Source organism: Coraliomargarita sinensis, from assembly GCF_003185655.1.
GTDB lineage: Bacteria > Verrucomicrobiota > Verrucomicrobiia > Opitutales > Coraliomargaritaceae > Coraliomargarita_B > Coraliomargarita_B sinensis.
Genome location: NZ_QHJQ01000004.1, coordinates 134,875 through 147,669 on the forward strand (window position 1 = coordinate 134,875; position 12,795 = coordinate 147,669).

Genomic DNA, 12,795 nt, shown 5'->3' on the forward strand with positions numbered 1-12,795 from the left:
AGGCACGAAGTCAGAAGCCGGAAAGTTTACGTCGGCCAGATTCAGTTCCCCATGGATTAAGCGGCTATTGAACGTACTTACAGTTTGATGACGCGGTATTTTTCGATCGCGTCGTGATCGGTAATCTTTTTCGCAGCTGCCTCGGAGGGCGCAGTATCCAATTCAAAAACAGAAACGGCAAATCCTTCCCCCTTGTCGCGGCTGAGCGACATGTTGGCAATATTGCAGCCATCCTCGCCGAGGGTCACCCCGATGAAGCCGACGATACCGGGCACGTCCTTGTTCTTGAGCACAAGCAGAGTAGCGTCAGTATTGACTTCGACCCCGTGGCCGTCGATCAACACGATACGTGGCAGTTGATTCTTACCCACGAGTGTCCCGGCGATGGTGCGTGTCTTGCCGCCTTTGCAAACGACCTGCACCTCGATCAATTCATTGAACTCATCGTGGTTGCGGTTCTTGATCTCTTCGCAATCGATCCCGAGGCGCTCGATTTTCTTGGGCGCATTGACGTTATTCACGTTGTCCGAGATCTCGCGGAGATAACCGCGCTGCACCGCATTGGTCAGCGGTAAGGTATCGAGTTCAACCATCTTGCCGTAGTAGCGGATACTGACCTTCTCCACACCTTCAGGAGCGAGTTGTTGTGAGAAGGTGCCGATTTTTTCGCCCAGCGTCATGTAGGGCGCCAGTTTCTCCAGAACCTTGGGATCAACAGAAGGCATGTTCAGGGCATTGATTACTATACCACCCTTCAAAGTATCGATCATCTGCTTGGCCACGTCGATACCAACATTTTCCTGAGCCTCTTTGGTCGAGGCCCCGAGGTGTGGTGTCAGAACCAGATTTTTGATGCTGCGCAGCGGACTGTCTTCCGCGGGCGGCTCGTCTTCGTAAACATCGAGGCCGGCGGCGGCGACTTTACCCGAGTTAAGTGCCTCAATCAGGGCAGCCTCCTCGATGATGCCACCACGCGCACAGTTAAAGACGCGAACCCCGTCCTTCATCCGGCCGAATGCATCGGCATTCAGCATGTGCTTTGTTTCCGCGGTGAGCGGCATGTGGACGGTAATGTAGTCCGCCTGCTCGATGACTTCGTCCAGCGTGGCCAGCTTCACACCTAGATTGTTGGCGCGGGACTCGGTCAGGTAAGGATCGTAAGCCAGCACTTCCATCTGGAAAGCCTGGGCGCGCTTCGCGACTTCGGCACCGATACGCCCCATCCCCAGGACACCGAGGGTCTTCTGGTTGAGCTCCGAACCGGTGTAATCCTTTCGGCCCCAGCCGCCGTCACGCATGGTGGCACAGGCTTGCACGATCGGGCGGGTGCCCGCCAAGAGATGGGTAAACGTCAACTCAGCCGTGGCGATGGTATTACCGGTCGGCGTATTCATGACGATCACGCCGTTGTCGGTGGCGGCTTCGATATCGATATTATCGACACCCACTCCGGCCCGGCCCACGACTTTCAGCTTCGGGGCTGCGGCGATCACATCCGCCGTCACCTTGGTGTCGGAGCGGACAGCAATGGCGTCGACATCCTTGACGAGATCAAGGATCTGCTCCGGTGAGGATCCATAGGCTTCAACAACGTCAAAGCCGTCTTCAGCTTTGAATAGATCAACTCCAATGGGCGAGATGCGGTCTGCGATGAGTACTTTCATGAATAAAAAAGAGCCTGAGTAAGAAGTCCGAATGCCGGATTGCAACGAAAACTTGGTGCCCCCCTGGACGTAGCTTACCGTAGCGGCTCCGCTTGCGGATGCCATGGCTTCGTCCAGAAGCCGATCCTATCTCGATTCAAAAAATAGATCGCGCCAGCCCAAAATCATACCATAGAACTCACCTATGCGCAGTATGACAGGCTATGGCTCCGGAATGACGGAAGCTCCCACCCATAAACTCAAGCTTCAGGTCGAGATCACTTCGGTGAACCGCAAGACGCTCGATTTAAACTTATCGAGCCCGCGGGAGTGGAACGGCCTCGACCAGAAATGTAATGAGTGGCTCAAAGGAAAATTCGAGCGGGGCCGCCTCAACGTCGCGATCAAAGCGCAGTCCATCGACTCGGAGAGCAACGGCCCGGAATGGAACGAAGAACTAATGGAGCAAACGCTCAACCGGTTGAAGGCATTTGCCGTAAAAAACGGTGTCTCCCTGAATGCAGACGGCAGCCTCATACTGAAAATCGCCCAGAGCATTCAGGAAAAAGCCGCCCTTCCCGATTGGCGCGAATTGGAGGAGCCCCTGCAGAAAGCTTTCGAGCAGGCGCTCAACGACCTCAACTCCATGCGGGAGAAAGAGGGCCAAGCCTTGCAATCCGATTTGCAGGCGCGCGTTGCCGATATGAAGACGCTCCGCCAGGAGATCGCCGGCCATGCTGAGGGCACGGTTGCCTCCTATCGGACTGCATTGATGGAACGCCTCAACCAGCTTGAACTCGAACTCGACGCCAGTGATGAACGTGTCCTCAAGGAAGTGGCGCTTTTCGCCGACCGTTGCGACATTTCCGAGGAGATCACCCGTTTGGGCAGTCACTTCGAACAATTCAACGAGCTCAGCCGGTCAAAAGCAGGCAGTGGACGCAAAATGGACTTTCTCTGCCAGGAAATCCACCGCGAGTTCAACACCATTGGCAGTAAAGCCAATCAGATTGAAATCACCCGCGCCGTGATCGAAGGGAAAAACGCCCTCGAGCGAATTCGGGAACAGGTGCAAAATGTGGAATAACCTTTTAGACCGTACACAGAAGCATCAACCTTGGTAGGGGCTTTCTTTCGGGAAGCCCGCGAAAGTTCGGGAAGGCACACGAGACTTTAAGGTTCAAAACATCACTCTCGGGTGGCGACTAGCACCACTCCTACGCAGAAACTATTATAATAATTCCAATTAGCTTAGCCCGCAGGCCTGGTCGATGGCCTGCAGTTCTTCGTCACTGAACTCAGCGGCATCAACCGTTGGCAGGAGATCCTCGATCTGTTCCACCCGGCTCGCCCCGATCACCGCGGACGTTACCGCTGACTGCCGCAGCACCCAGCTGATCGCCATCTGCGCCAGGCTTTGGCCACGATCCCGGGCAATCTGATTCAATTCCCGGACTATCAGCATGGTTTCCTCGACCTTGTCCGGCTGTAAAAACGGGCTATCTGAACGACCGGCCCGCGAATCTTCCGGAATCCCGTCGAGATATCGACCGGTAAGAATCCCCTGCTCCAGCGGTGAAAAGACGATCGAGCCAACCCCGAGTTTTTCCTGGGTCGCCAGCAACTGCCCTTCCACCTTGCGATCCAACATACTGTAGCGGGGCTGATGAATCAGACAGGGCGTGCCGAGCTCCTGCAGGATCCCGACGGCCCGACTGAAGACTTCCGGATCGTAGTAGTTTGAAATTCCGGCGTAGAGCGCCTTGCCCGACCTCACCGCCGTGTCGAGCGCTCCCATCGTCTCCTCCAAAGGCGTCTCAGGGTCGTAACGGTGGCTGTAGAAAATATCAACATAATCCAGCCCCATCCGTTCCAGGCTTTGGTCCAAACTGGCCAACATGTATTTGCGAGAACCCCATTCACCATAAGGACCGGACCACATGTGGTAGCCTGCCTTGCTCGAGATGATCAACTCGTCCCGGTAGGACCCAAAATCCTCCGCCAGAATCCGCCCGAAATTACGTTCTGCCGAACCGGGAGGCGGACCGTAATTATTGGCCAGATCAAAGTGCGTGATGCCAGCATCAAAAGCATAGCGCAAAAGCCGGCGCGAATTCTCGAGCTCGTCCACATCTCCGAAATTGTGCCATAACCCGAGTGAAAGCCTCGGCAGCTTGAGCCCGCTGTGGCCACAACGTTTGTAGGACATAGTCTCGTATCGCTCGTTTTTGGCTTCGTAAGTCATGTAAATGATAACTGCCAGCTAGAGAGAAAACATCAACACGCTTTCATAAAAAGTCGTGCATTGCCCACTCTCAGTCCTATGCTCTTGCAGCATGTCAGCGGAAATTATGCGTGATCCGGGTCGCTTTGAGCCCATCATCCAATTCTCGATTCACGCCGATAACAAAGTCGGTCGCCTCAACGAGATTGTTGGCTTACTCGCGGTACACGAGGTCCACGTCATGGCGATCTCCATTCTCGATACCACGGACAGCTCTATTATACGGGTGATTGTCGATTACCCGCAGGAAGCACAAAAACTGCTTATCGAGCACCAGTTCTCCTACGTTCAAAGCGAGCTGGTTGCCGTGGAACTGAAAGAGGAGTCCGACCTTAAAGTCGTGACCTGCGCTCTCGTTCAGGCCGAAATCAATATTCACTATATTTACCCCTTTCTGGTGCGCCCTCACGGACGCTACGCTCTGGCCATCAGCCTGGAAGATAACGAGCTCGCGGCGGACACCCTAAAGCGCAATCAGCTCCGGGTCATCGGGCAGGACGATATCGCACGCTAACGATCTTTGCTTATGCCCAAAGCTCGAAAACGCTCGCGCAGCGCAACCGAACAACGCTTCCAGGACGCCGCGATTGAACTCGTTGCCGAGTCCGGATTCGCCCAGATCGGGGTCAACAGCGTGGCGGAGCGGGCCGGGTCCGACAAAGTTTTGATCTACCGCTATTTTGGAGATTTTGAAGGACTGCTTCAGAGAGTCGCGCAAAGTCGCAGCTGGCTCCCTGCAGCCGATGAGCTTGTCAACGGTTCCAACGTAGAACCAGCACATGTCTTGAGTCACTTGGCGGGATCACTGTCCCGCCACATACGCGGCGATGCGGCGACCCGGCAAATCTGTCTCTGGCGGCACGTCGCCAACAATCCGCTCACCCGGTCCTTCACGACCGAATGGAAATCACTCTGGAAGGAACTTCCGGAAATTCTCGGCGGAGGACTCGGCTACGAGGCGCGGCAAAAATGGGCTCAAGCCTGCGCCCTCCTCGCATTGACAATCGAAGCCGACCTCGCCGGCGAAACGGTCGACCCGAAAAATCTGGACTCCTTGAGCGCTCAACTGGAACGCCCGATAAGCGCGGAGAGCGACGACAGCAGCGACCAGAAGAGCGACGTCCTCCCGACAAATCTGCTCTAATCTGAGGTAGGACAGGCGTCTCGCCTGTTCCTTATTCCGAAATTAACCGGGTTTACAGGTCATGTTCTCGCCCACCGAAGTTTGTAGCGATGGCACACAGTGCCGTCGATTGCCGTCTCAAAGCAAATCCGCTGCCAGGTCGGCGAGCTCGGAACGCACCCCCGTCGTGAGCTCAAGATGCGCGGTGATATCCGTCCCTTTGAGGCGCTGTGCGGTATGAACGAGACCGTTTGACCAGGCATCGAGAAACATACTGTCCACCTGATAGGGGTCCCCCAGTAGGATCACCTTGGAGCCCTCGGCCATACGACTAACGACGGTCTTGGCCTCGTGCGGCGTGAGATTTTGCGCCTCGTCGATAATGAAGATGGTGTTGGAGAGAGAGCGCCCGCGAATGAAGGTCATGGCCTCGACCTCGACCATCCCATAATCAAAGAGGAACTGGTAAGGTTTGCGTGGCTTGTTGGACTCATCCTCGTCCTGCTCCTGCTGCGAAGGTTGTTTGGCCAGCTTGGCCATGGCCTTCTTGCGCTTGCGGGTCGACGTGATGCGGTCGAGATGAGCCTGATCATCATTGGGCTCGTCCTTCTTCGTAATCTTGCGGTTGCTGAAGAGCACCTCGAGATTGTCGTAGAAGGGTGCGATATAGGGGGCCATCTTCTCGTCGAGCGTACCGGGTAGTGCGCCGGTATCCTTGCCGATGTGAACGAGCGGACGGGTGATAAAAACCCGCTCGTAAAGGTTGTCATCGCCGAGCGTCTGGAAAAGCGCCATGGCAATAGAGACCAGCGTCTTGCCCGTGCCGGCCTTGCCGGAACAGGTGACCAGCTTGATGTCCTCGTCCAGAAGCGCGTCCATCAACATACGCTGCTCGTCGTTCAGCGGGTGAATATTGATTCCCTTGGGAATCTTCACACCGGTCTCGTTTCCGAGAATGAGCGCATCGATTTGCCCGTCACCACGATAGCGCGCCGGTTCGCGGAACTCTCCGTTCGTGATGTAAATGTATTCGTTGATGAAGAGGTGGCTGGTCACGTCCGGCGAGAGATCCACGCCGTGCTCTTCCAGGAACCGCTCATAGTCCTCGTCATCGATAGTGATGGTCTGGACACCGCCGCCGATTTTAGCCCCGGTCACCTTGTCGTTCATGTAGTCCTGAACTTCGAGACCGAGAGCGATCCCCTTCAGGGCCATGTTGGCATCCTTCGTCACGAGAATGACGCGGCAATCCTCGCAAACCTCCTTCAGGAAGAAGACCGACGCGAGTATACGGCTGTCCATTTTCTCCATATCGACCAGCGTGGCCTTGAGGCGGTTCATGCCCTCACTGCCATGATCCTCGCCGATAAAGTAATCGTTGATCACCACGATGAGGCGGCCACCGTTGGGCAGGTCACGACTGAGCGCGGAGCTTCCCTTCCCTTCCAATTCGGGTGGCACGTCGAGTTGGTCGTCGAAAAGCGCGCGGAGGTCGCGGTGCACCTTGCGGGCGGCAAAGCCCAACTCGCCGGGAGCCGACTTCTTCCGGTCCAGCTCCTCCAGTACTTCCACCGGAATAGCAATGGTGTTATCCTCAAACTTGTAGAGACACTGCGGGTCGTGGAGGAGAACGTTGGTATCAAGAACAAATATCTTTGTCTTGGCGGGCTTCGTTTTTTTCTTTGGCAAGGGTCGGAAGGAAAAGATCGGAATACAATCTGGCGTTTGCAGCCAGTGAATTAACAGTTATGCATAGGCTTAATCGTGCAGACTCGACTGGCGCAAGTCGGAAACCTGCCTACCCTGATATTTTACTGAAATGGAAGAAAATCACTCGAAAATCGGCTATAGCTTCAGCGATCCCTCGCTGGAATCGCTCGCCTATACCCATGCCAGTTGCAACGCTGATCACGGCGACAACCAGCGCCTTGAATTCCTGGGGGATGCCGCGCTCGACCTGATTATTGCTGACGCGCTGTACCACCGCCTCCCGGCTCAGGACGAGGGCGCACTCGATCGGACCCGGGCCTCCCTGGTCAACGGACGCAGCCTGGCCGCCAAAGCAAAAGAACTGGATCTGGGCGCACACATTCGGGTCAGCGAAAGCCAGCGCCGGCATCATCCGGAGCCTAGCGAGTCCATGCTGGAGGACGCGTTGGAGGCCCTGATCGGAGCCATCTATCTCGATGGCGGGTTGAAAGCGACGCGGGACTTTGTCAGTCGGATATTCAAGAACGAGCTGGAGTCGATCGAGGCCAGTTCCGATCAACGTAACCCGAAGAGCGAACTACAGGAGTGGGCACAGAAACACTGTGCCGGCGCCCTGCCGGAGTATACACTGGTCCGTTCCGAGGGCCCGGACCACAAACGTCGCTATACCGCCAGTGTTCAACTCGAGGGAAAGCCGATCGGCAAAGGCGAGGGCAGCTCGATCAAAGTAGCTGAAATGGCCGCGGCTGAGATCGCGCTCGAAGCGATTGAGAAAAATGCCTGATTCAGAACGCAGGTTATACAGCGGCGTCTGCGCGGAGGCGCGGGCGGCTCTGCTCTACTCACTCGCCGCCAAGGAGGTCCCATCCACCAGTATCGCCCTGGTGGCGAACCCACGCCGGGCGGCGGAGTTGACTGCGGAAGTCCGAAACTATGCGGACTGGGATGAGGCCGAACTGCAAATCCTGCATTTCCCGGAAGATCCGCCCCCGGACATTGACCCCAACCGTCGCATGGATCGGGTCTGCGAACGCCTCAGCGTATTGAGTGCTCTGCTGCAGGAACAACCCCGCCTGATCATCGCCACTCCGGAGGCCTTAATGGGCCCGTGCCCGGAACGAGAGATTTTCCAGAGCCGGCAGATTGAACTGCGGGTGGGCCATGAAATCGACTATATCGGCCTGCAGGAGCAGCTGACCCGAAAATTGAATTACGATTCGGAGGCTCTTTGCGAACACCCGGGGCAGATCGCCGTACGCGGGGGCCTGATCGACATCTACCCCTTTGACGCCACCCGCCCCTATCGCATTGATTTTTTTGGCGACGAAATCGAGAGCATCCGCAGCTTTGACCCCACCTCCCAGCGCAGCGCGGAAAGTGTCTCATCCATCACGGTCCCGGTAGCCGGCAACTCCGGAGAAACTGAATCCCGTGAAGGCGCCCTCAGCGAGTACCTGCCCGAAACCGGCCTGATCTGGATATTTGAGGAACCCTCCAATCTGGTACGGGAACACCCTTATCGCTTCGAAAAAGTAAAAAAACGACAATCACTCCGTTCCATCTACCAACTGCTGGAGCATCGCAGTGCCAAGAATGATCAATTCAATTGTATTTGCGAGCTGGATACAGAACACGAACTTTTTAGAAGGGCCGAACGTATCCCGCTCGCAACCGAGGCAACCGAGAACTACCGCTTTCATTCGGAAGCCGGACAAATCGGCCAGGACCGCTTCGAATCCGAACAAAATCTTCGTCTGAAATTCGAGCTACAGCTCAAGGACTGGCACAAGGAAGGGCTGGAGCTTATTTTCGTTTCCGCCGGCGAAAGCGAGACCAAGCGTATTCGGGAGCTGTTGGCCGACAATCCGGTCACGGAGGGGCTCAAGCCGACCTATCTTTCGGGCACGATCAGCGGCGGCTTTGTTTACAGGTCCAATGCTCAGTTTCCAGTCTCAGCCTTCCCCTCCGCTGCAAAACAAGGCTTTGTCGTCATCGCTGACACCGAATACTTTGGCAGGGCTCACCGAAAGCTCTCCGCCAGAAGAGAGCGGGCCCGGCCCACCATTTCCCAGGTCGACCAATTACTCGACTTCACCGAGTTGGCGGATGGCGATGCCCTGGTGCACTTGCAGCACGGGGTTTGCCTCTTTCGGGGGCTCACGCAAATCGAGATTAAAGGTGGCACCAAGGAAGTCATCTCGGTCGAGTTTGCCGAGCAAATGACGATTCACGTACCGCTGCACGAATCGCACCTGCTCACGCGCTATGTCGGGCTGACAAAAGCACAACCGAAACTGGGTAAGATCGGCGGCACGACCTGGGAAAAAACCCGCGCCGCCGCCGAGCGGGCGACGCTGGACTACGCCGCTGAAATGCTCCATCTGCATGCCCGGCGCGAGCAGTCGGGGGGCTATGCCTTTCCGCCGGACCACCCATGGCAGAGGGACTTCGAATCGGCCTTTCCTTATAAAGAAACCCCGGACCAACTGCGCGCCATTGAGGCCACCAAGGAAGACATGGAAAAAGATTTGCCCATGGACCGGCTGATCTGTGGCGACGTCGGCTTTGGAAAGACGGAAGTGGCGATTCGCGCGGCACTTAAGGCGGTGCTGGCGGGCAAACAGGTCGCCATGCTCGTACCGACCACCGTGCTCTGCCAGCAGCATTTTGCCACCTTCTGCGAGCGGATGGCGCAATATCCGATCATTATCGAAATGGTCAGCCGCTTCCGGACACCGAAGCAAAACAAGGAAATTATTGCTCAACTGGCCGAAGGGCGGGTCGACATCGTGATCGGCACCCATCGGCTACTCAGCCGCGATGTACACCTGCAGGACCTCGGCCTACTGGTGGTCGACGAGGAACAACGATTCGGCGTCAAACAGAAGGAAGCGATTAAAAAGCTCCGCGCCGATATCGATATTCTCACCCTCAGCGCCACCCCCATCCCCCGCACGCTTTATCTCGCCATGGCAGGTGCGCGTGCCATGAGCGTCATCGAAACCCCGCCCGTCGACCGGCGACCGATTGAAACCATCGTGCGAAGCTACGACGAGGCTCTAATCAAAAGTGCGATTCAGGCTGAAACCGACCGGGGCGGCCAGGTCTTCTACCTGCATAACCGGGTTGCCACGATTGAAGGCGTCGCCCGTAAAATTGAAGAAATGCACCCGAGACTAAAAGTTGCGGTCGGCCACGGCCAGATGGAAGAGCGTCAGCTGGAAAAAATCATGACTCGATTTGTGGCCGGTGAATTCGATGTGCTCGTTTGCACCACGATTATCGAATCGGGCATTGATATCCCGAACTGCAACACCCTCATCATCGAAGGCGCCGACCGATTCGGCCTCGCCCAGCTCTACCAGATTCGGGGGCGGGTCGGACGTTTCAAACGACAGGCCTACGCCTACCTGCTCCTGCACCGACATGCCGCGCTCGTTGACCAAGCCCAAAAGCGCCTCAACGCGCTGAAACAGCACAACCAACTCGGGGCCGGCTTCCGCATCGCCATGCGCGACCTGGAACTACGGGGTGCGGGCAACCTGCTCGGCTCTCAGCAGAGCGGCCACATCGCCGGCATCGGCTTTGAGCTCTACTGCCAGTTGCTGAAGCAAAGTGTGGCCCGCCTCAAAGGCGAAGCGGGTGCCGACCGTATCCGCGCGGAAGTCAAACTCGATTTCATTGCCACCGGCGAGGGCGGCGGCAAATCAAGACAAACTTCGGGCACCTTCAGCTTCGCTGCGATCAAGGAAGCGGAAAACACCGGGACAGGAAAAATCATCGAAGCGGCCCTGCCAGCCGACTACATTGCCGAGCCCAGGCTGCGCATTGATCTTTATCGCCGCCTCGCACTGGCCGAAGAACGGCAGACCGTGCGGGATATTGCCGTGGAATTGAAAGACCGCTTCGGCCCCCTCCCCCTTGCGGTTGAGGCTCTCATTGCCGTCAGCGAAATTCGCGTCCTCGCCGAGTGCGCCGGGGTTCGCCGGGTGGAGAGCGAGGGCGAACGGCTCATCTGTAAACTGGCCCAGCCGGTGAAAGGGAAAGAATTCCTCAAATCCGGCACACGTTTCCCACGCTTGAAATCGAAGGAACCACTGAAGCGCCTTAAAGAAATCCAACGTTTTTTGAGCCAGAAAAAGAAGTAGCACAGCTCAATCCTTGACGGAAATTTCTAGTCGGATTGCATGCTGGCATGTCCGGTGCGGTAGCAGTCATAGATGTGGGGAGTAATTCCATCAAGTTGCTTGTGGCCGCTTCCCGGGGCGAAGCGGGAGTGGAAGGGCTGTTTACCGAAACGATTGAGACCCGGATCAGCACGGGCATCAGCAACGATCTGCCCAATATCAGCGAACACGCGATCGAAGAGGGCTGCAAAACCGTCGTCGAGCTCGTTCGCATCGCCCGCGAATATGAACCGAAGGAAATTGCGGTCGTTGCCACCAGTGCCGTGCGGGACGCCTTGAACGGGCAGGACTTCATCGACTGCGTTTTTGACAAAACCGGCATCAGGATCCGCGTGCTCACAGGCACGGAAGAAGCCACCTACATTGGGCATGGCCTCGCCTGTGATCCACAACTCGCCGGGGCCGAGAATTTCATCCAAATGGATATCGGCGGCGGCAGTCTTGAACTGATTCGCTTCAAAAAGGCGCGGATCGAGCAGGCGATTTCTTTGCGATTGGGGGCCGTACGACTGAGCGAACGATTTGTCACTGACCGGGAAGCCCCTATTTCCAGACACGTGGAAACGGCAATTAATGCCTTCGTGCATGCTGAACTCGCCCAGTGCGATTTCGATTTCAACCCGAAGAAGGACCCCTTGATTGCCACCGGCGGCGCCTTCGTCGTTAGCCGGGCCATCCTGGCCGCCAAACAGGGCCAGAAAATCGATGAGCACTACCCCGTACTCAAAGTTGAGGAACTCAAAGGGCTTAAGGAAGAGCTCTGTGCCATGCCGCTGCATGAGCGTATGGCGGTACCCCACCTTCCGGCTTCCCGGGCGGACATCATTCCGACAGCATTGATTACCATTCTCGCCCTACTGCATCACGCCGGAAGAAATAGCCTGACCCATTCCTTTTGCAACCTCCGCTACGGTATGGCCGCCGAACTGCTCAAGTAATTTCCTCTGCCTTCTGTCTTCTGTCTTCTGTCTTCTCATATAATATGAACGAATACGAACTACTGGATAGCGGACACGGTCGTAAGCTGGAACGTTTTGGGCAAATCGTGCTGGACCGTCCCTGCGCGCAGGCGGTTTGGTCCCCCAAAAACCAAAATCAATGGAAGCAGGCCGATGCTTTCTTTACCCGGAAAAAAGGTCTGGAGTGGCGCGGGCGCGACCAATTGCCCGACTCCTGGATCGCTACGGTGAACGGGATCAAAATGAAGCTCTCGACCACCGACTTCGGCCACCTCGGGGTTTTTCCTGAAACCCGTGCCATGTGGGACTGGATCACGGAAACACTCGTGACTGAGGCTCCCAAGCGTAAAGAGCCGATGAACTTTCTTAACCTGTTCGCCTACTCCGGTGGAGCCACGCTGGCAGGTGCGAAAGGCGGCGCCCATTGCTGCCACGTGGATGCTTCTAAAGGCATGGTTCAGTGGGCTCGTGACAATGCCAAGCTGAACGGACTCGAAGACCACCCGATTCGCTGGATCGTCGACGACGTGAACAAATTTCTGAAGCGCGAGAACCGTCGCGGACGCCGCTATGATGCTATCCTGCTCGACCCACCTTCCTTCGGCCGGGGTAAAGGCGGCGAACTTTACAAGATCGAACATGCACTCCTGGAGACGCTTGACCTCGTTAAGGGCGTTCTGAGTGAGCGCCCCTGCTTCGTTTATTTGACCAGCCACACACCTGGATTCAGCCCGATCGTATTGAAGAATTTGATACAGCAGCTCCTGGGTAAAGGATCTTTCGAGTCCGGGGAAATGCTTTTAACTGGAGCCCCCGAGACCTACCCTGTCCCGAGCGGCACATGGGCACGCTGGAAACCGTGATATAACTTGCGGACCACAACAGCTTG

The 12,795-nt window shown here is 56.4% G+C and carries 10 protein-coding genes; 7 read left to right on the forward strand and 3 right to left on the reverse strand.

The window, feature by feature from the left end; all coding sequences use genetic code 11:
* Positions 1–77: 77 nt before the first annotated feature.
* The gene (gene serA, locus DDZ13_RS07220; protein WP_110130924.1) at positions 78–1,664 is read right to left on the reverse strand and encodes a phosphoglycerate dehydrogenase; all 1,587 of its coding nucleotides are present in this window, start codon (positions 1,662–1,664) and stop codon (positions 78–80) included.
* A 184-nt stretch (positions 1,665–1,848) separates the two neighbouring features.
* Here serA and DDZ13_RS07225 point away from each other — a divergent pair, with 184 nt between their 5' ends.
* A complete protein-coding gene (locus DDZ13_RS07225) occupies positions 1,849–2,730 on the forward strand; it encodes a YicC/YloC family endoribonuclease (RefSeq protein ID WP_110130768.1) in 882 nt (293 codons plus the stop codon).
* A 159-nt stretch (positions 2,731–2,889) separates the two neighbouring features.
* Here DDZ13_RS07225 and mgrA read toward each other — a convergent pair whose 3' ends face one another.
* Positions 2,890–3,888 (reverse strand): L-glyceraldehyde 3-phosphate reductase, encoded by a 999-nt coding sequence (gene mgrA, locus DDZ13_RS07230; protein WP_110130769.1) that lies wholly within the window; start codon positions 3,886–3,888, stop codon positions 2,890–2,892.
* A gap of 91 nt (positions 3,889–3,979) precedes the next feature.
* Between mgrA and DDZ13_RS07235 the strand changes: the two genes are divergently transcribed.
* Together DDZ13_RS07235 and DDZ13_RS07240 are read left to right on the forward strand one after the other, a co-directional pair.
* A complete protein-coding gene (locus tag DDZ13_RS07235) occupies positions 3,980–4,441 on the forward strand; it encodes an acetolactate synthase (RefSeq protein ID WP_110130770.1) in 462 nt (153 codons plus the stop codon).
* Positions 4,442–4,453: 12 nt separating this feature from the next.
* Positions 4,454–5,071 (forward strand): TetR/AcrR family transcriptional regulator, encoded by a 618-nt coding sequence (locus DDZ13_RS07240; protein ID WP_110130771.1) that lies wholly within the window; start codon positions 4,454–4,456, stop codon positions 5,069–5,071.
* Positions 5,072–5,188: 117 nt separating this feature from the next.
* Here the strand turns inward: DDZ13_RS07240 and DDZ13_RS07245 are convergent, their stop codons facing one another.
* Complete coding sequence (locus DDZ13_RS07245) at positions 5,189–6,739, reverse strand: PhoH family protein (protein ID WP_110130772.1); 1,551 nt, start codon at positions 6,737–6,739, stop codon at positions 5,189–5,191.
* Positions 6,740–6,869: 130 nt separating this feature from the next.
* Between DDZ13_RS07245 and rnc the strand changes: the two genes are divergently transcribed.
* From rnc to DDZ13_RS07265, 4 genes are read left to right on the forward strand one after another with little or no spacing between them, the layout of a single operon-like run.
* On the forward strand, positions 6,870–7,544 hold the full coding sequence (gene rnc / locus DDZ13_RS07250; RefSeq protein ID WP_110130773.1) for a ribonuclease III: 675 nt from the start codon (positions 6,870–6,872) through the stop codon (positions 7,542–7,544).
* On the forward strand, positions 7,537–10,908 hold the full coding sequence (mfd, locus tag DDZ13_RS07255; protein ID WP_110130774.1) for a transcription-repair coupling factor: 3,372 nt from the start codon (positions 7,537–7,539) through the stop codon (positions 10,906–10,908). The genes rnc and mfd overlap by 8 nt, the downstream gene beginning before the upstream one ends.
* Positions 10,909–10,955: 47 nt before the next feature.
* Entirely contained in the window at positions 10,956–11,885 is a 930-nt protein-coding gene (locus DDZ13_RS07260; RefSeq protein WP_110130775.1) for a Ppx/GppA phosphatase family protein, read from the forward strand.
* A 44-nt stretch (positions 11,886–11,929) separates the two neighbouring features.
* Positions 11,930–12,769 (forward strand): class I SAM-dependent methyltransferase, encoded by an 840-nt coding sequence (locus tag DDZ13_RS07265; RefSeq protein WP_110130776.1) that lies wholly within the window; start codon positions 11,930–11,932, stop codon positions 12,767–12,769.
* Positions 12,770–12,795 lie beyond the last annotated feature (26 nt).